The sequence below is a fragment of the Shinella sp. NM-101 genome, from assembly GCF_021401195.1.
Taxonomy (GTDB): domain Bacteria; phylum Pseudomonadota; class Alphaproteobacteria; order Rhizobiales; family Rhizobiaceae; genus Shinella.
On record NZ_JACBFT010000009.1, the window covers coordinates 39,789 to 54,310 of the forward strand.

Below are 14,522 nucleotides of genomic sequence, written 5' to 3' on the forward strand. Positions count from 1 at the left end.
GAATACCCTTCGGCGTCAGGCCTTGCGCAGCCAGACATGGTTGTCGTGGAAGGCCGCGCCGCCATAGGGCGCGATGGGATCGGCGCCGGTCAGCACGTTGATGCCCTCCCCGTCGAGATGGGCGGAATTCGGCCAGATACCTTCGGCGATGAGCACGCCGGGCTTGGCCTCCGCCGTCACCTTCGCATGCAGGCGGATATCGCCGCGCCGGTTGCCGAGGCGCACGATATCGCCCGGCTCGATGCCCTCAGCCGCCGCGTCCTCGGGGTGGATCATCACCTCCGGCCGCCCTTCCCGCTCGCGCGAGCTCTTGCCTTCCGAGAAGGTGGAGTTGAGGAAGGTGCGGGCGGGCGATGTCGCGAGGCGGAACGGATGGTCCTCGTCCGCCGTCTCGATCACGGTCACATAATCCGGGAAGGCCGGCAGCGCCTCGTGCGGGCCGAAGGCGCCGAGCACCTTCGGCGGCTTGTTGGGGGCCGGCGTGTTCGTCCAGTTCGGGCGAAAGCGAAACTTGCCGTCGGGGAAGCCGAAGCCCTTGGAAAAATGCGCCGTCTCGAAATCCGGCTGGCAGTCGATCCACTTCTCTTCTTTCAGCCCGTCGAAGTCCATCTCGTAATAGGGCAGCATGCGGGTGATGTGCTGCTGCTCGGACAGGCCGAAGCCCGGCAGGCCGGCGATGCCAAGGCGCCTTGCCAGCTCCTCGATGACGAAGAGATTGGTGCGCACGGTCGCCGGCGGCTCGACGAGCTTGGGGCCGAGCAGGATGTGCTGGTGGCCGCCGCCGCGATAGATGTCGTCATGCTCGACGAACATGGTGGCGGGCAGAACGATATCGGCGAGCTTTGCCGTATCCGTCATGAACTGCTCGTGCACGGCGACGAAGAGGTCGTCGCGCAGAAAGCCCTGCTTCACGAGGCGCTGTTCGGGGGCGACATTCGCGGGGTTGGTATTCTGGATCAGCATGGCCGTGACCGGACCGCGATCGCGCAGCGCGACGGCATCGCCCGTCAGGATGCGGCCGATCTGCGACTGGTCGAGCATGCGGATATCGGGGTCGACGAATTTCGCGCCCGTCAGCTCGCCCTTGCGCAGATGGAAGATGCCGGAATTGCTGTGGAACGCGCCGCCGCCCTCATATTGCCAGGAGCCGAGAACCGTGGCGACGGAAAGCGCGGCATGCATGGAGACCGCGCCGTTGCGGCTGCGGGTGAAGCCGTAGCCGAGACGGAAGAAGCTTCTCTTCGTCTGCCCGACGAGCGCGGCGAAGGCCTCGATCTCCTCGGCGGCAAGGCCGGTGATGTCGGCCGCCCATTGCGGATTGCGGGTCGCGAGATGGGCTTCGAGGCCGGCCGGATCGTCCGCGAATTTCTGCATATAGGCGCGGTCGGCATAGCCGTCGCGGAAGGCGACATGCATGACGGCGCAGGCGAGCGCGGCGTCGGTGCCCGGCTTGAGCTTCAGCGCCAGGTCGGCCTGCTTCATCGTCGGGTTGTCGTAGACGTCGATGACGACGATCTTCGCGCCCCGCTCCTTGCGCGCCTTCACGGCATGGGTCATCACGTTGACCTGGGTGGAGACGGCGTTCGTGCCCCAGATCACCACGCAGTCGGACTTCGCCATCTCGCGCGGATCGGGACCGCGCAGCGTGCCGGCGCCCATGGTGAAGCCCGTCCAGGCCGGATTGGTGCAGATGGAATCGAAGAAGCCGGAATAGCGTTTCGCATGGCGCAGGCGCTCGATGGAATCGCGCTGCACGAGGCCCATCGTACCGGCGTAGTAATAGGGCCAGACCGCCTCCGTGCCATGCGCCTGCTCGGCCTTGACGAAGGCTTCGGCGATGGCGTCCAATGCGGCTTCCCAGGAGATGTCGGCCCATTCGCCGCTGCCCTTGGCGCCCTTGCGGACCTGCGGCTTCATCAGCCGGTCGGGATGATAGAGGCGTTCGGCGTAACGGGCGACCTTGGCGCAGATGACGCCGGCCGTGTAGCTGTTGTCGGCGCTGCCCCTGACGCGGCCCATGCGGCCTTCCGCATCGATCTCGATATCGAGGGCGCAGGTGGAGGGACAGTCGTGCGGGCAGGCCGAATGGCCGATCCGCGGTTTTCCGAGATGGGGGGTCGCAACGTTCATGGCTTTTCTATATTGCAGAGCGCAAACGGCCAAAAGGCAAAACGTTCTACCATCGCAACAATTCATCGTCGCATCATTGCGGACGATCCCGGGCAGCGCTCCATGAACTACCGCCACATCTACCATGCCGGCAATTTCGCGGATGTGCTGAAGCATGCCGTGCTCGCTCGCCTCGTCACCTACATGCAGGGCAAGGACAAGGCCTTCCGCATGCTCGATACCCATGCCGGCATCGGCCTCTACGACCTTTCCAGCGAGGAGGCGCAGAAGACCGGCGAATGGCGCGACGGCATCGGCCGGCTGCTCGAAGGCGACATGCCGGCGGCGGTGGCCGCCATCCTTGAACCTTATCTCAAGGTCATTCAGGAACTGAATCCGCAGGGCGGGCTAACCCATTATCCCGGCTCGCCAAAGCTCGCCCGCATGCTGTTCCGCCCGCAGGACAGGCTTTCGGCCATGGAGTTGCATCCGGACGACTACGAGACGCTGCATCGCCTCTTCGACGGCGATTTCCAGAGCCGCATCACCCATCTCGACGGCTGGCTTTCGCTCGGCGCGCATCTGCCGCCGAAGGAAAAGCGCGGCATCGTGCTGGTCGATCCGCCCTTCGAGATCGAGGGCGAATACGAGCGGCTGGTCGACGGGCTGGAAAAGGCCGTGCGCCGCTTTGCGGGCGGGGTCTATTGCCTGTGGTATCCGCTGAAGAAGAACGCGCCGATCGCCGCCTTCCACAAGGCGCTGAAAGAGACGGGCATTGCCAAGATGCTCTGCGCCGAGCTTTCCGTGAGGAGTGACCGGGAAACGACGGGGCTGACGGGCTCCGGCCTCATCGTCGTCAACCCGCCCTTCACGCTGAAGCAGGAGCTCGATGTACTGCTGCCCTTCCTCAAGGAGCGGCTGGCGCAGGACCGTTTCGCCGCGGCGCGTATTTTCTGGCTTGCAGGCGAAGCGAAGGCCTCTTGACCTTTCTCCTTCGGCGGCAACAATCGCGCGCCGAACCGGGAGACCTTCATGACATGCTTGCCCGCGGCCGCGCCATGATGCGACGGCCCTCCTCCATCCTCGTCCCGCTGCTCCTCGCCGGCATGGCCGCGCTCGCCGGCTGCGGCGAGGAAAAGCCGGCCGGGAAGGCCAAGCCCGAGACGAATCACGCCGCGCCGGAAAAGCGCGCACAGGCGCCGCTCGGCAAGGGCTTCGACTTCTACGTGCTGTCGCTTTCCTGGTCGCCCACCTGGTGCGCGGACAACGATGCCGGCGGCAGGACGCAGCAATGCCGCCGCGGCGAGAACAACGGTTTCATCGTTCACGGGCTCTGGCCGCAGAACGAGCGCGGCTATCCGGAATATTGCCCGACGCGGGAATCGGACCGCGTCCCGGAGAGCCTCGGCCGCACCGTTCTCGACATCATTCCCTCCATGGGGCTGATCGGGCATCAATGGCGCAAGCACGGCAGTTGCTCGGGGCTTTCCCAGACAGATTATTTCGCCGTTACCCGCGCGGCCTTCGAGCGCGTCCGCATTCCGGCCGAGGCAGGCCGTGGCGGCGGCCGTCTTTCGCCCGACAAGGTGGAAAGCGCTTTCATCGCCGCCAATCCCGGGCTCGACCCGAAGGGCATCGCCGTTACCTGCGAGGACGGCCGGCTGGAGGAGGTCCGCATCTGCATGACGGCGGACCTTGCCTTCCGCACCTGCCCCGCCGTCGACCGCGCCGCCTGCCGCGCCCCGTCCATCGAACAGCCGCCCATCCGCTAGAACAGGAACCACCCATGAAGATCTTCTATTCCGACGCCTCCCCCTATTCCACCAAGGTGCGCATGGCCGCCCATTATGCCGGCCTTCCGGTCGATGCGGTCGTTGTCGACACCAATGCGAACCCGGCCGAGCTGCTGGCCGCCAATCCGCTCGGCAAGATCCCGACGCTTCTCACCGACGACGGGCTCGCCGTCTACGACAGCCGGGCGATCATGAACTATATCGACCGCCAGACGCGCGGTTCGCTTTACCCGCGCAACGCCGCCAAGCGCACCGAGGTCGACGTGCTGGAGGCGACCGCCGACGGCATCTGCGACAGCCTGCTCTCCATCGTCTACGAACGCCGCACGCGGCCGGAGGACAAGGTCCACCAGCCCTGGATCGACCGCCAGTGGCAGAAGGTCGAGCGCGCGCTCGACCATCTCGAAGCCAACATGCCGCGCCTCGGCAAGAAGCCCCATGCCGGCCATTTCGCGCTTGCGGCGATGCTGCGCTACATCGAGATGCGCTTTTCCGGAAAGTGGCAGCGCGGCCGCCCGAAGCTGAAGCGCTATCTCTCGCGCTTCGAGGCCGTCTTCCCCGACTACGCGTCGTTCAAGGACTGAACACGGCAAAAAGGCCGCGGATCGCTCAGCGGCCTTTTCTTTTCCTGAGCCGTAACGGCTTAGAACTTCACGCCCATACCGACGCGGACGCTGTGGTCTTCGAAGCCGCTGCGCGTGCCGCCAGCACCAGCGAAGGTCTTCTTGCCGTAGTCGCTGTAGCGGTATTCGACGCGAGCCGTCACATTGTCCGTGACGAAGGCTTCGACACCGGCACCGGCCGTCCAGCCGAGCATGGTCGCGTCATCCTTCGCACCAGCCCTGTTGACCTTGACGTTCGAGGCAGCGATACCGGCCGTGCCGTAGACCAGAACCGGGTTCAGGTCGACACCGACGCGGCCGCGGATGGAGCCGTTGGCGCCCTGCTTGGCCGAGAACACGCCGTTGTTGTGGTCGACGCCGGAGTAGTTCAGGTCGGCTTCGCCGCCGTAAACCATCTGGCCGTTCTGCATGTTGTAGCCGCCGTAGACGCCGCCGCCGAAGCCGTGTGCGCGGTCCTGGCCCTGGCCGTTGAACTTGCCCTTCTGCCAGGTGGCGGTGCCACCGACATAGGCGCCCGACCAGTTCTTGACGACCGGCTCGGAATATTCGGCGGCCGGAGCCTGCGGAACTTCGTCGATGGCGTCGGCAGCATGGGCGACCTGGAAGGCAGCCATGGAAACCGTCGAAGCGACGAGGGTGGCGATAAGTGTACGCATGATATTCTCCTTTACTAAACGACGCCCTCTTTGGGAGGCTGACGGGCGTCGTCATTTCCAATTCAGTCCCGCCCGGTTGAGGGGAAATTGAATAAAGATTGAGGAAATGGAAGAGCCAAAATGTGAAATCATTGTGGCAGACACGCGGCGCAAATTGGATGTGACTTTTGCACAACAGGGAATTCGTTAACCATGATTTCAATTACCGAAGAATGTCGCAAAATATACTTCAAATTACTTTGAATTGGCCTTTGCGGTTAATTTTTCCGCAACCAATTTTCAGGGGGAGTTTAAGCCTGCGAGAAGATGTCTATATCTTGGGCCGGTTAATCAAATGAATCGGCAGGACGGACTTTTCTTGAAGAATCCCTTGAAGACGGCCCTGGTGACGGGCGGCGCGAAGCGCATCGGCAAGGCTATCGTGGAGGATCTCGCGGCAAACGGATTTGCGGTCGCCATCCACGCGAACGAATCCCTGGAGGAGGCGGCGGCGATCGCACGCCGCCTCGGCGAACGTGGCCTCAGGGCCGTCGCGCTGCAATGCGACCTGTCGGACGGGGGCGCGACGGCCCGCCTGATGGACAAGGCAACGGCCGCCATCGGGCCGATCGACCTCCTCGTCAACAATGCCTCCCTGTTCAAGCCCGACAGCGTCACGGCCTTCGACGACACGCTCTGGGACCGGCACTTCGCCGTGCACCTGAAGGCGCCGTCGATCCTTGCCCGCGACTTCGTGCGCCAGCTTCCCGCGGACGCGGCAGGCTCGATCGTCAACATCATCGACCAGCGCGTCTGGAACCCGACGCCGCGCTATTATTCCTACACGCTCTCCAAGGCGGCCCTGTGGATGGCGACACGGACCATGGCGCAGAGCTTTGCGCCGCGGGTGCGGGTCAATGCCATCGGCCCCGGCCCTTCCCTGCCGAACGAGCGGCAGGACGACGCGGCCTTCCAGGCGCAGGTGGAAGGCCTGATCCTGCAGCGCGGCCCCGCCCTGGAGGAATTTGGCCGCACAGTTCGCTTTTTGTTCGACACGCCGTCCATAACGGGGCAAATGATAGCGCTCGACGGCGGGCAGCATCTCGCCTGGGAAACACCCGATGTCGGGGGAATAGCGGAATGAACGGCCGGAAGGTGGAGGATGGCGGCATCCTCTACGACGAGAACGAGACCGACGAGGAAGACGAGCTTCAGGAAAGCCCGCCCGAAGGCGGCAATGCGCCCGCCATCGCCACCCCGGGCATCGACTGGAACGAGGGCGGCGACGTGCCCGAAGGCCTTGTCGGCGCCGAGCGGATCCAGGCCATCGTCAAGCGCCTGCCGAACAGCCCCGGCGTCTACCGCATGTTCAACGCGGCAGGCGACGTGCTCTATGTCGGCAAGGCACGCAGCCTCAAGAAGCGCGTGACGAACTACGCGCAGGGCCGCGGCCACTCCAACCGCATCACGCAGATGATTCGCCTGACGGCGAACATGGAATTCGTGACGACGCGCACCGAGACCGAGGCGCTGCTGCTGGAGGCGAACCTCATCAAGCGCCTTCGCCCGCGCTTCAACGTGCTGCTGCGCGACGACAAGTCGTTCCCCTATATCCTCGTGACCGGCGACAGCCGGGCGCCGGCGATCTTCAAGCACCGCGGCGCGCGCAGCCGCAAGGGCGACTATTTCGGGCCCTTCGCCTCGGCGGGGGCGGTCGGGCGCACGATCAACTCGCTGCAGCGGGCCTTCCTGCTGCGCACCTGCACCGACAGCGTGTTCGAAACGCGCACGCGGCCGTGCCTGCTCTACCAGATCAAGCGCTGTTCCGCGCCCTGCACCCACGAGATCAGCGATAGCGGCTATGCCGAACTGGTGCAGGAGGCGAAGGACTTCCTTTCCGGCAAGAGCCAGAAGGTGAAGGCGCATATGGCCGAGGCCATGAACGCCGCCTCGCAGGACCTCGATTTCGAGCGCGCCGCCGTCTATCGCGACCGGCTGGCGGCGCTCAGCCACGTCCAGAGCCACCAGGGCATCAATCCGGCGGGCGTCGAGGAGGCCGATGTCTTCGCCGTCCATCACGAGGGCGGCGTTTCCTGCATCCAGGTCTTCTTCTTCCGCACCGGGCAGAACTGGGGCAACCGCGCCTATTTCCCGAAGGCCGACCCGCAGCTTTCGAGCGCGGAAGTGCTCAACGCCTTCCTTGCCCAGTTCTACGACGACAAGCCCTGTCCCCGGCAGATCCTGCTTTCGGAGACGGTGGAGGAGATCGACCTTCTCTCGCAGGCGCTTTCCGAACGCTCGGGCCACAAGGTCCTGATCTCCGTGCCGCAGCGCGGCGAAAAGAAGGACCTCGTCGACCATGTCGTGGCCAATGCCCGCGAGGCGCATGGGCGCAAGCTCGCGGAGACCGCTTCGCAGTCGCGCCTGCTCGAAGGGTTCGCCGCGACCTTCAAGCTGCCCTATGTGCCGCGCCGGATCGAGATCTACGACAACTCGCACATCATGGGCACCAATGCCGTGGGCGGCATGGTGGTGGCGGGGCCGGAAGGCTTCGTGAAGGGGCAGTACCGCAAGTTCAACATCAAATCGACCGACATCACGCCCGGCGACGACTTCGGCATGATGAAGGAGGTGATGACACGGCGCTTCTCCCGGCTTATCAAGGAAGAGGGCCTGCCGGACCGCAATGCGGATGCGGGCGCGGAGGCGGCGGACCTGCCCTTCCCCGCCTGGCCGGACGTCATCCTCATCGACGGCGGCCAGGGCCAGATGACGGCGGTGCGCGCCATCCTGGAAGAGCTCGGCATTACCGACCAGGTGGTGGCCATCGGCGTCGCCAAGGGCGCGGACCGCGAGGCGGGGCGCGAGCGCTTCTTCATGAGGGGCATCCCCGACTTCTCGCTGCCGCCGCGCGATCCGGTGCTCTATTTCGTGCAGCGCCTGCGCGACGAGGCGCACCGCTTCGCCATCGGCTCGCACCGGGCGCGGCGCAAGAAGGAACTGGTCAGGAACCCGCTGGACGAGATCGGCGGCATCGGCCCGACGAGGAAGCGCGCCCTGCTCCAGCATTTCGGCACGGCGAAGGCCGTCTCCCGCGCGGCGATGGCCGACCTGATGGCCGTGAGCGGGATTTCGGAAAGCGTGGCGCGCCTCGTCTACAATCACTTTCACGACGATGCGGCCGGATAGAATCCGCAGCACCGTAAATTCGCCACCAATTGCCGGAAACAAAGGTTGACGACGCCGTCACAAACGCCTCATCTAGCCGCAAACAGACGAGACTGAAGAATCCATGGCCTCCCGCGCATACAGCATCCCGAATCTCCTCACCTACGGCCGCATCATCGCCGTGCCGCTGATCGTTCTCTGCTTCTTCGTGGAAGGGCGGCTGGAATCGTCGGATTTCGCGCGCTGGACGGCCTTCTGGCTGTTCGTCGTCGCGTCCATCACCGACTATCTCGACGGCTACCTCGCCCGCATCTGGAACCAGACGTCGAATATCGGCCGCATGCTGGATCCGATCGCCGACAAGCTGCTCGTCGCCTCGGTCCTGCTGCTGATGGCCGCCGACGGCACCATCGCCGGCTGGACGATCTGGGCGGCGATCATCATCCTGTGCCGCGAGATTCTCGTTTCGGGCCTGCGCGAATATCTCGCCGACCTCAAGGTCAGCGTTCCCGTGACGCGCATCGCCAAGTGGAAGACGACGATTCAGATGGTCGCCATCGGCTTCCTGCTGGCCGGGCCGGCCGGCGAGAAGGTTCTGCCGTACACGACCGAGATCGGCATCGGCCTGCTCTGGGTCGCGGCGATCATCACGATGTATACCGGCTACGACTATTTCCGCGCCGGCCTCAAGCACATCGTGGACGAGTAAGATGACCAGGCTCGTCTATTTCGCCTGGGTGCGCGAACGGATCGGCAAGGGCGAGGAAGACATCGACCTGCCGGCCTCCGTGAAGACCGGTGCCGACCTTCTCAGGCACCTGAAGACGCTCGGTGAGGACTATGCTCATGCACTGGAGCACGAGACTGTCATCCGCATCGCCGTCAACCAGGAGCATGTCGAGCACGACGAGCCCATTGCCGGCGCCCGCGAGATCGCCCTCTTCCCCCCGATGACGGGGGGCTGAGCCATGGCCGGCGGCATCCCGGCACCGGTCGTCGTCCGCGTCCAGACGGACGACTTCGACAGTGCGGCCGAAACGGCGCGCCTGACTGGCGGGCACGCCGCCGCGGCCGGCGCCATCGTGACCTTCACGGGCCTTTGCCGCGACGAAGGCGGGCGGCTTTCGGCGCTGGAACTGGAGCATTATCCGGGCATGGCCGAGGCCGAGATCGAGCGCATCTGCCGGACGGCCGTCAAGCGCTTCTCCCTCCTCGGCATCTCGGCGATCCACCGCGTCGGCAAAATCGCGCCCGGCGGCAATATCGTGCTCGTCATCGCCGCCGCGCCGCACCGTCACGCGGCCTTCGACGGCGCGTCCTTCGTCATGGATTACCTGAAGACCTCCGCCCCCTTCTGGAAGAAGGAGCATTTTGCCGACGGAAGCGAAGGCGGCTGGGTCGACGCCAAGGAAAGCGACGATCGGGCGCGGGGGAAGTGGGCGTAAGGGACGCTCCCCACTCTACGGCACCGGCCGCTCCCGCCGGAAGATCACCAGCAGCAGCACCAGCCCTGAAAAGATCACCAGGTCGCGCCAGAGGAACGCGCCATAGGCGCTCCAGACCGTTTCGGCCAGGCCCATGGCCGCCCCGCCGATCGCGGAGCGAAGCGGCGCCCCTGCCCCGCCGATGGCGGCGATGAAGAGCACCTTGACACCGAAGACCATGGCGGCACCGAAATCCATGTTGCCGTAGTAGGAGACTGCGAGGATGCCGGTGAGGCTGGCGATCAGCGCTGCCGCGACATAGGCGGAGAGGAAGACGGCGCCGGCATCGACCCCGCACAGCGCCGCCGCCTGGCGATCGTCCGACACCGCCCTCCAGCGCCGGCCCCAGGCCGAGCGGACGAGGAAGGCATGGCCGATGACAACGATGGCCGCCATGGTGGCCGTGTTGACGAGCTGCAGCACGGTCAGCACCACGGGAAAGCCGGGATCGTCCCAGAAGACGACACGCGTGCCGAGCAGCGGCGGCAGCCACAAGCTCTTCGTGTCCGAGGCGAGCCGCGCCGTCTCCATCAGCACCAGCACCACGCCGAGCGCGGCGACCACGACCGTGTTGTCCGAGGAAAAGGCGAGCGGTCGCATGACATGGCGCCCGACGAGGAGGCCGGCGCCGACGCCGTAAAGCAGCGCCGCAGCCGCGCCGAAGGCGAGCGCGGCCGGCAGCACGAGCCAGAGCCGCGTCCAGCCGACGCTTGCGAAGAGCACGAACATCTGCGCCGCGAAGGCGAAGAGCGCGCCATAGGCCACATCCGCCCGGCGCGTCACCGCGAAGGCGATGGAATAGCCGAAGGCGAGCGCCGCATAGAGCGCCGCCACGGGTGCGGCATTGGCGATCTGCTGGAGAAAGTAGGCCATGGCGGCTCCGCAATTTCCAGAATTATAACTGGCAAAATTGCTTTTACCAGTTAGAATATCGCCATGACCTTTTCCTGGACCCCACATCGCTTTTCCGGCGGCGTGCTTGCGCTCGATGTCGCCAATTCCGTCGTGCTGCGGGCCGATCCGGACCGGCGGATCGACCGCTTCGCCGATCCGGCCGCGATGGACGCCTTTCCGGCCGGCGCGAACCGGCACGGGGCGGAGCGCACCCTTTTCGGCCTGCTGGAACCCGTTGCGCAGGACGCACGCGCAGGAATGGTGCGGCTTCGCGAGGCGATAGACCGGCATTTCCGCGCCGAGGTGCTGGGTGCGGGAACACCGGGCCTGCTTGCCGACCTGCTGGAGGCCATCGCCTCGACGCTGCGCCTGTCCGGCGAAAGGCCGCAGGCGCTCGATACGGCGACGGCCCGCTCCGCGCTGATGCTGCTTTCGCAGCCGGACCCGCAGCGGCTGAAGATCTGCCCGAACTGCGGGTGGCTCTTCCTCGATCGCAGCCGCAACCGCTCGCGCGCCTGGTGCGACATGGCGGTCTGCGGCAACCGCGCGAAGGCGAGCCGGCACTACCGCCGCAACCGCGGGGAGCCACGGCCATGAGACGATATCTGGCGATCCTGCTGCCGCTTGCCCTCGCGCTCACCGCCTGCCAGCGCGAGACGGGCGGCGATCCGCTGAAGCTGACGGGCAAGATGTTCGTCTTCAACTATCGCCTCGCCTACGCGACCTATCTCGTCACGCTGGAGCAGACCGAGCCGCTGCCCGACGGCGCCATCGTGAAGGCCGAGTTCGAGAACCCGGCGGGCGGCGCGCCGCTGACGCTGGAGCGGAAGATCTTTCCCAACCTGCCGCGCGTGGTGCTGGAAAGCCCTGATGTGACCTGCGTGAAGAAGGCGCGGCCCTACAAGGTCACGATCGCGGTGGTGGGGCCGGACGGCGGCACGCTGCAATCGATCGAGACCGAGGTGACGTCGAGCGCCGACCAGAACATCCTGCCGGCAAAGCCCCTCGTCGTCGGCCCCGGCTACGACAAGAACCCCGAAGTCTTCAAGGACGGCAAGGCGCCCGCGCATTTCGAAATGGCGACGTGCGCCAGGTAAAAAGCCCCTCGGCCATGACTCGTTCGGTCCAACTCGTGTGAACGGTAGATCCGGCAGCCCCTTCTTCGTCATGCCCGGGCTTGCCCCGAGCATCCACCCCTCAACGCGACGCCTCACCGTCGTCACCCTCGGCTCAAGGCCGAGGGTGACGACGGTGAGGTGCTCGGGTCAATGGGGTACGGCAACCGCTCGACAAACGAAAGAACCGGAGCCTTGCGGCCCCGGTTCCCGAGTCATTTCAAAGGTTTCCGGCCGGAGCCGGACAAACCGATTCAGCCGACGATTTCAGTGTCGGAGAACCAGTACTTGATTTCCTGGGCGGCGGTTTCCGGAGCGTCGGAGCCGTGGACCGAATTTTCGCCGATCGACAGGGCGTGCGTCTTGCGGATGGTGCCTTCGTCGGCGTTGGCCGGGTTGGTGGCGCCCATGACTTCGCGGTTCTTGAGGATCGCGTTCTCGCCTTCGAGGACCTGGACGACCGTCGGGCCGGAGGTCATGCCTTCGACGAGCTCGCCGAAGAACGGGCGTTCCTTGTGGACGGCGTAGAAGCCTTCGGCTTCGCGGCGGCTCATCCAGACGCGCTTGGAAGCAACGACGCGGAGGCCCGCATCTTCGAGCATCTTGGTGATGGCGCCGGTCAGGTTGCGCTTCGTCGCGTCCGGCTTGATCATCGAAAAGGTGCGTTCAATCGCCATTTTCCCGTTTCCCTTGGTTATCCGGTGAAAGTGGCGGTTCCATAGCCGCCAACGTCCCGCAAAACAAGAGGGCGGCGGCTTTTGCCGTCTTCAGGCGGAAACTTTCATGCCGCCGTCACACGATGGCCGACGCCGCCGTGGAGGTCGAGGCAGCGGCGAAACCAGAGGGCGACCGGATCGTCGTCCTCCAGCACCTTCGTTCCGGCCGTCGTGCGCAGCCATTGTAGCGCGCCGAAGACGATATAGTCGGCAAAGAGCGGCCCTTCGCCGCCGATGAAGGGCTGCGCCTTCAGCATGTTGCGCAGAGGCTGGAGCCTCTTGGCAAAGCCCGCGACCTCCGCCGCGCCGGCCGCCGCGATGTCTTCCAGCGAGGCGCCGAGCCGCGCCTCGCGGCTGCGGCGGAAATAGGCCCGGTCGGCCGGGCCGAGCAGGTCGTGGATGTGAAGGATCGCGATGCGCGTCACGGCCATGTGCAGCGCCGACTGCGACCAGCTCTCGATGAAGCGGGCCATCGCCCTGCCGCCCTGCCCGCCGAACAGCGTCGGCCGGTCGGGATAGGCCTCGTCGAGATAGACCGCGATGTCGAAACTGTCGCGCACCAGGAGGTCGCCGTCGCGCAGCACCGGCACCGTCGCCGCGCTGCCGTCCTCGATGCCCGCGATCTCCGTGAAGCCCACCGGCACGGTCTCGTAGTCGAGGCCCTTGTGGGCGAGCGACATCACCGTCTTCCAGACGTGGGGCGAAAACTGGCGGTCCCTGTCGGCGCCGGCGAGCGCATAGAGCAGTCGGGTCATGCAAACCTCTTCGATCGATCGGGCCGCATTGGAGCGCAACGCGAAAGCCGGCGCAAATCAGATAATTTCATGGATGGCATTCATGCGCGCGATGGCCGGCCGGTCTATAGTCGGGCAAACCACGGAGAGGCCGATGCTCGATCACTACCGCATGTTCGCCGCCTACAATGCCTGGGCCAATCGCGTGCTCTACGAGGAGGTCGGCAAGCTCGACGATGCCGACTACCGCCGGAACCTCGGCGCCTTCTTCGGCTCGCTGCACGGCACGCTGAACCACCTTTTGTCGGCGGACCGCATCTGGATGCGCCGCTTTACCGGCGAAGGCCAGGCGCCGGCGAGCCTCGACACGATCCTGCACGAGGATTTTGCCGGCCTGCGGGCGGCGCGGCAGGCGGAGGACGCGCGCCTTGCCGCCTATGTCGGTTCGCTGACGGAAGAAAGGATCGCGGCACATTTCACCTACAGCCCGATCACCAGTCCTGCGGTCATCACCCACCCGCTCGGCCCGGCGCTGGCGCACCTCTTCAACCACCAGACCCACCACCGCGGCCAGTGCCACGCCATGCTGACGACGCTCGGCGGCCCGAGTATCACGCTCGACCTCATCTCCTTCGTGCGCACCGAGGGCGCCGGCCTCCTGAAAGCTGCGGGGTGAGCCGACCATCCGCTCCCGCGATGATCCTGCAATAGTACTGATACACTTCTGGGATATGGGAGCGTTCGGCCCCGGTGCCGGCGCCGAAGGGCGCGCGCCTTGCCCGGAAAGAGGAAAGACGATGGCGAGAACGAACGAGGAGTGGGCAGCCCTGCTCGGCAGCACGCTTTGCAAGATGGCGCGCGTCCACGGCACCGATGCCCCGGGCGCCTACCTGCCGGAGGAGTGCTATCCGGTGATCGAGAAGACCATCGAAATCGCGGTGAAGGAAGCACGCGCCGAAGGCTATGCGGCCGCCATGCGCGAATCGCAGCCGGAAAGCCGACCGGCCCGCAACAGCCCGTCCCGGCGCCTGGCGGCGATCGGCCAGATGATGCGGGCGATCCCGCTTGCCCGGCGCACCGCCTGACCGCCCCGGGGTTGCTGCCGGCGGGGGCGGCGATTGTGTCCGCTCAATTACGACTTTGGTTGAATGCTTGTTCAGCACACGTAAAATTAACCGTGCAATCCAATACTTAGGCCGAAATATCCTTTCCGAGCGCAGGCGTTCCCCGCCCGCGCCCTATCCGACGGCG

General features: G+C 65.5%; 17 protein-coding genes. 12 read left to right on the forward strand and 5 right to left on the reverse strand.

The genetic code is table 11. The features are described 5' to 3' along the window. Nucleotides 1-15: 15 nt before the first annotated feature. Nucleotides 16-2,130 (reverse strand): molybdopterin-dependent oxidoreductase, encoded by a 2,115-nt coding sequence (locus tag L0976_RS17240; protein WP_234188480.1) that lies wholly within the window; start codon nt 2,128-2,130, stop codon nt 16-18. A gap of 102 nt (nt 2,131-2,232) precedes the next feature. On the opposite strand from L0976_RS17240, the gene L0976_RS17245 reads away from it, so the two are divergent. From L0976_RS17245 to L0976_RS17255, 3 genes are read left to right on the forward strand one after another with little or no spacing between them, the layout of a single operon-like run. Further along, nucleotides 2,233-3,093 carry a 23S rRNA (adenine(2030)-N(6))-methyltransferase RlmJ gene (locus tag L0976_RS17245; RefSeq protein ID WP_234188481.1) on the forward strand — a complete coding sequence of 287 codons (861 nt, stop codon included), beginning with the start codon at nt 2,233-2,235 and terminating at the stop codon, nt 3,091-3,093. A 53-nt stretch (nt 3,094-3,146) separates the two neighbouring features. Then, nucleotides 3,147-3,881 (forward strand): ribonuclease T(2), encoded by a 735-nt coding sequence (locus L0976_RS17250; protein ID WP_234188482.1) that lies wholly within the window; start codon nt 3,147-3,149, stop codon nt 3,879-3,881. A 14-nt stretch (nt 3,882-3,895) separates the two neighbouring features. Next, the gene (locus L0976_RS17255; RefSeq protein WP_234188483.1) at nt 3,896-4,486 is read left to right on the forward strand and encodes a glutathione S-transferase family protein; all 591 of its coding nucleotides are present in this window, start codon (nt 3,896-3,898) and stop codon (nt 4,484-4,486) included. Nucleotides 4,487-4,545: 59 nt separating this feature from the next. Here the strand turns inward: L0976_RS17255 and L0976_RS17260 are convergent, their stop codons facing one another. Further along, on the reverse strand, nt 4,546-5,181 hold the full coding sequence (locus L0976_RS17260) for an outer membrane protein (RefSeq protein WP_203318544.1): 636 nt from the start codon (nt 5,179-5,181) through the stop codon (nt 4,546-4,548). Nucleotides 5,182-5,539: 358 nt separating this feature from the next. On the opposite strand from L0976_RS17260, the gene L0976_RS17265 reads away from it, so the two are divergent. From L0976_RS17265 to L0976_RS17285, 5 genes are all read left to right on the forward strand, one after another. Next, nucleotides 5,540-6,304, forward strand: a complete 765-nt coding sequence (locus tag L0976_RS17265; protein ID WP_234188484.1) for an SDR family oxidoreductase — start codon at nt 5,540-5,542, stop codon at nt 6,302-6,304. Then, nucleotides 6,301-8,349 carry an excinuclease ABC subunit UvrC gene (uvrC, locus tag L0976_RS17270; RefSeq protein ID WP_234188486.1) on the forward strand — a complete coding sequence of 683 codons (2,049 nt, stop codon included), beginning with the start codon at nt 6,301-6,303 and terminating at the stop codon, nt 8,347-8,349. The genes L0976_RS17265 and uvrC overlap by 4 nt, the downstream gene beginning before the upstream one ends. Nucleotides 8,350-8,452: 103 nt before the next feature. Then, the gene (gene pgsA / locus L0976_RS17275) at nt 8,453-9,037 is read left to right on the forward strand and encodes a CDP-diacylglycerol--glycerol-3-phosphate 3-phosphatidyltransferase (RefSeq protein WP_203318541.1); all 585 of its coding nucleotides are present in this window, start codon (nt 8,453-8,455) and stop codon (nt 9,035-9,037) included. Between the two features lies 1 nt (nt 9,038). Beyond that, nucleotides 9,039-9,293 (forward strand): molybdopterin converting factor subunit 1, encoded by a 255-nt coding sequence (moaD, locus tag L0976_RS17280; RefSeq protein WP_203318540.1) that lies wholly within the window; start codon nt 9,039-9,041, stop codon nt 9,291-9,293. A gap of 15 nt (nt 9,294-9,308) precedes the next feature. After that, complete coding sequence (locus L0976_RS17285; RefSeq protein ID WP_203319707.1) at nt 9,309-9,773, forward strand: molybdenum cofactor biosynthesis protein MoaE; 465 nt, start codon at nt 9,309-9,311, stop codon at nt 9,771-9,773. Between the two features lie 15 nt (nt 9,774-9,788). On the opposite strand, the gene L0976_RS17290 is transcribed toward L0976_RS17285, so the two are convergent. Continuing rightward, a complete protein-coding gene (locus tag L0976_RS17290) occupies nt 9,789-10,685 on the reverse strand; it encodes a branched-chain amino acid ABC transporter permease (RefSeq protein WP_234188488.1) in 897 nt (298 codons plus the stop codon). A gap of 63 nt (nt 10,686-10,748) precedes the next feature. Here L0976_RS17290 and L0976_RS17295 point away from each other — a divergent pair, with 63 nt between their 5' ends. Beyond that, nucleotides 10,749-11,303 (forward strand): CGNR zinc finger domain-containing protein, encoded by a 555-nt coding sequence (locus tag L0976_RS17295; protein WP_234188490.1) that lies wholly within the window; start codon nt 10,749-10,751, stop codon nt 11,301-11,303. After that, nucleotides 11,300-11,803: a hypothetical protein gene (locus tag L0976_RS17300; RefSeq protein ID WP_234188491.1), complete on the forward strand. Its 504-nt coding sequence runs from the start codon at nt 11,300-11,302 to the stop codon at nt 11,801-11,803. The genes L0976_RS17295 and L0976_RS17300 overlap by 4 nt, the downstream gene beginning before the upstream one ends. 272 nt (nt 11,804-12,075) lie before the next feature. Here L0976_RS17300 and ndk read toward each other — a convergent pair whose 3' ends face one another. Continuing rightward, nucleotides 12,076-12,498: a nucleoside-diphosphate kinase gene (gene ndk, locus L0976_RS17305; protein WP_184144620.1), complete on the reverse strand. Its 423-nt coding sequence runs from the start codon at nt 12,496-12,498 to the stop codon at nt 12,076-12,078. Between the two features lie 104 nt (nt 12,499-12,602). After that, nucleotides 12,603-13,292 (reverse strand): glutathione S-transferase family protein, encoded by a 690-nt coding sequence (locus L0976_RS17310; protein ID WP_234188492.1) that lies wholly within the window; start codon nt 13,290-13,292, stop codon nt 12,603-12,605. Nucleotides 13,293-13,425: 133 nt separating this feature from the next. On the opposite strand from L0976_RS17310, the gene L0976_RS17315 reads away from it, so the two are divergent. Together L0976_RS17315 and L0976_RS17320 are read left to right on the forward strand one after the other, a co-directional pair. Next, on the forward strand, nt 13,426-13,947 hold the full coding sequence (locus L0976_RS17315) for a DinB family protein (protein WP_234188493.1): 522 nt from the start codon (nt 13,426-13,428) through the stop codon (nt 13,945-13,947). Between the two features lie 121 nt (nt 13,948-14,068). Continuing rightward, on the forward strand, nt 14,069-14,356 hold the full coding sequence (locus tag L0976_RS17320; RefSeq protein WP_203318534.1) for a hypothetical protein: 288 nt from the start codon (nt 14,069-14,071) through the stop codon (nt 14,354-14,356). Nucleotides 14,357-14,522: the final 166 nt, after the last annotated feature.

Bases quoted from the DNA above. Each gene is read 5' to 3' on its own strand.
- L0976_RS17240 (WP_234188480.1), bottom strand. From the start codon at position 2,130: ATGAACGTTGCGACCCCCCATCTCGGAAAACCGCGGATCGGCCATTCG.
- L0976_RS17245 (WP_234188481.1), top strand. From the start codon at position 2,233: ATGAACTACCGCCACATCTACCATGCCGGCAATTTCGCGGATGTGCTG.
- L0976_RS17250 (WP_234188482.1), top strand. From the start codon at position 3,147: ATGCTTGCCCGCGGCCGCGCCATGATGCGACGGCCCTCCTCCATCCTC.
- L0976_RS17255 (WP_234188483.1), top strand. From the start codon at position 3,896: ATGAAGATCTTCTATTCCGACGCCTCCCCCTATTCCACCAAGGTGCGC.
- L0976_RS17260 (WP_203318544.1), bottom strand. From the start codon at position 5,181: ATGCGTACACTTATCGCCACCCTCGTCGCTTCGACGGTTTCCATGGCT.
- uvrC (WP_234188486.1), top strand. From the start codon at position 6,301: ATGAACGGCCGGAAGGTGGAGGATGGCGGCATCCTCTACGACGAGAAC.
- pgsA (WP_203318541.1), top strand. From the start codon at position 8,453: ATGGCCTCCCGCGCATACAGCATCCCGAATCTCCTCACCTACGGCCGC.
- moaD (WP_203318540.1), top strand. From the start codon at position 9,039: ATGACCAGGCTCGTCTATTTCGCCTGGGTGCGCGAACGGATCGGCAAG.
- L0976_RS17290 (WP_234188488.1), bottom strand. From the start codon at position 10,685: ATGGCCTACTTTCTCCAGCAGATCGCCAATGCCGCACCCGTGGCGGCG.
- L0976_RS17295 (WP_234188490.1), top strand. From the start codon at position 10,749: ATGACCTTTTCCTGGACCCCACATCGCTTTTCCGGCGGCGTGCTTGCG.
- L0976_RS17300 (WP_234188491.1), top strand. From the start codon at position 11,300: ATGAGACGATATCTGGCGATCCTGCTGCCGCTTGCCCTCGCGCTCACC.
- ndk (WP_184144620.1), bottom strand. From the start codon at position 12,498: ATGGCGATTGAACGCACCTTTTCGATGATCAAGCCGGACGCGACGAAG.
- L0976_RS17310 (WP_234188492.1), bottom strand. From the start codon at position 13,292: ATGACCCGACTGCTCTATGCGCTCGCCGGCGCCGACAGGGACCGCCAG.
- L0976_RS17315 (WP_234188493.1), top strand. From the start codon at position 13,426: ATGCTCGATCACTACCGCATGTTCGCCGCCTACAATGCCTGGGCCAAT.
- L0976_RS17320 (WP_203318534.1), top strand. From the start codon at position 14,069: ATGGCGAGAACGAACGAGGAGTGGGCAGCCCTGCTCGGCAGCACGCTT.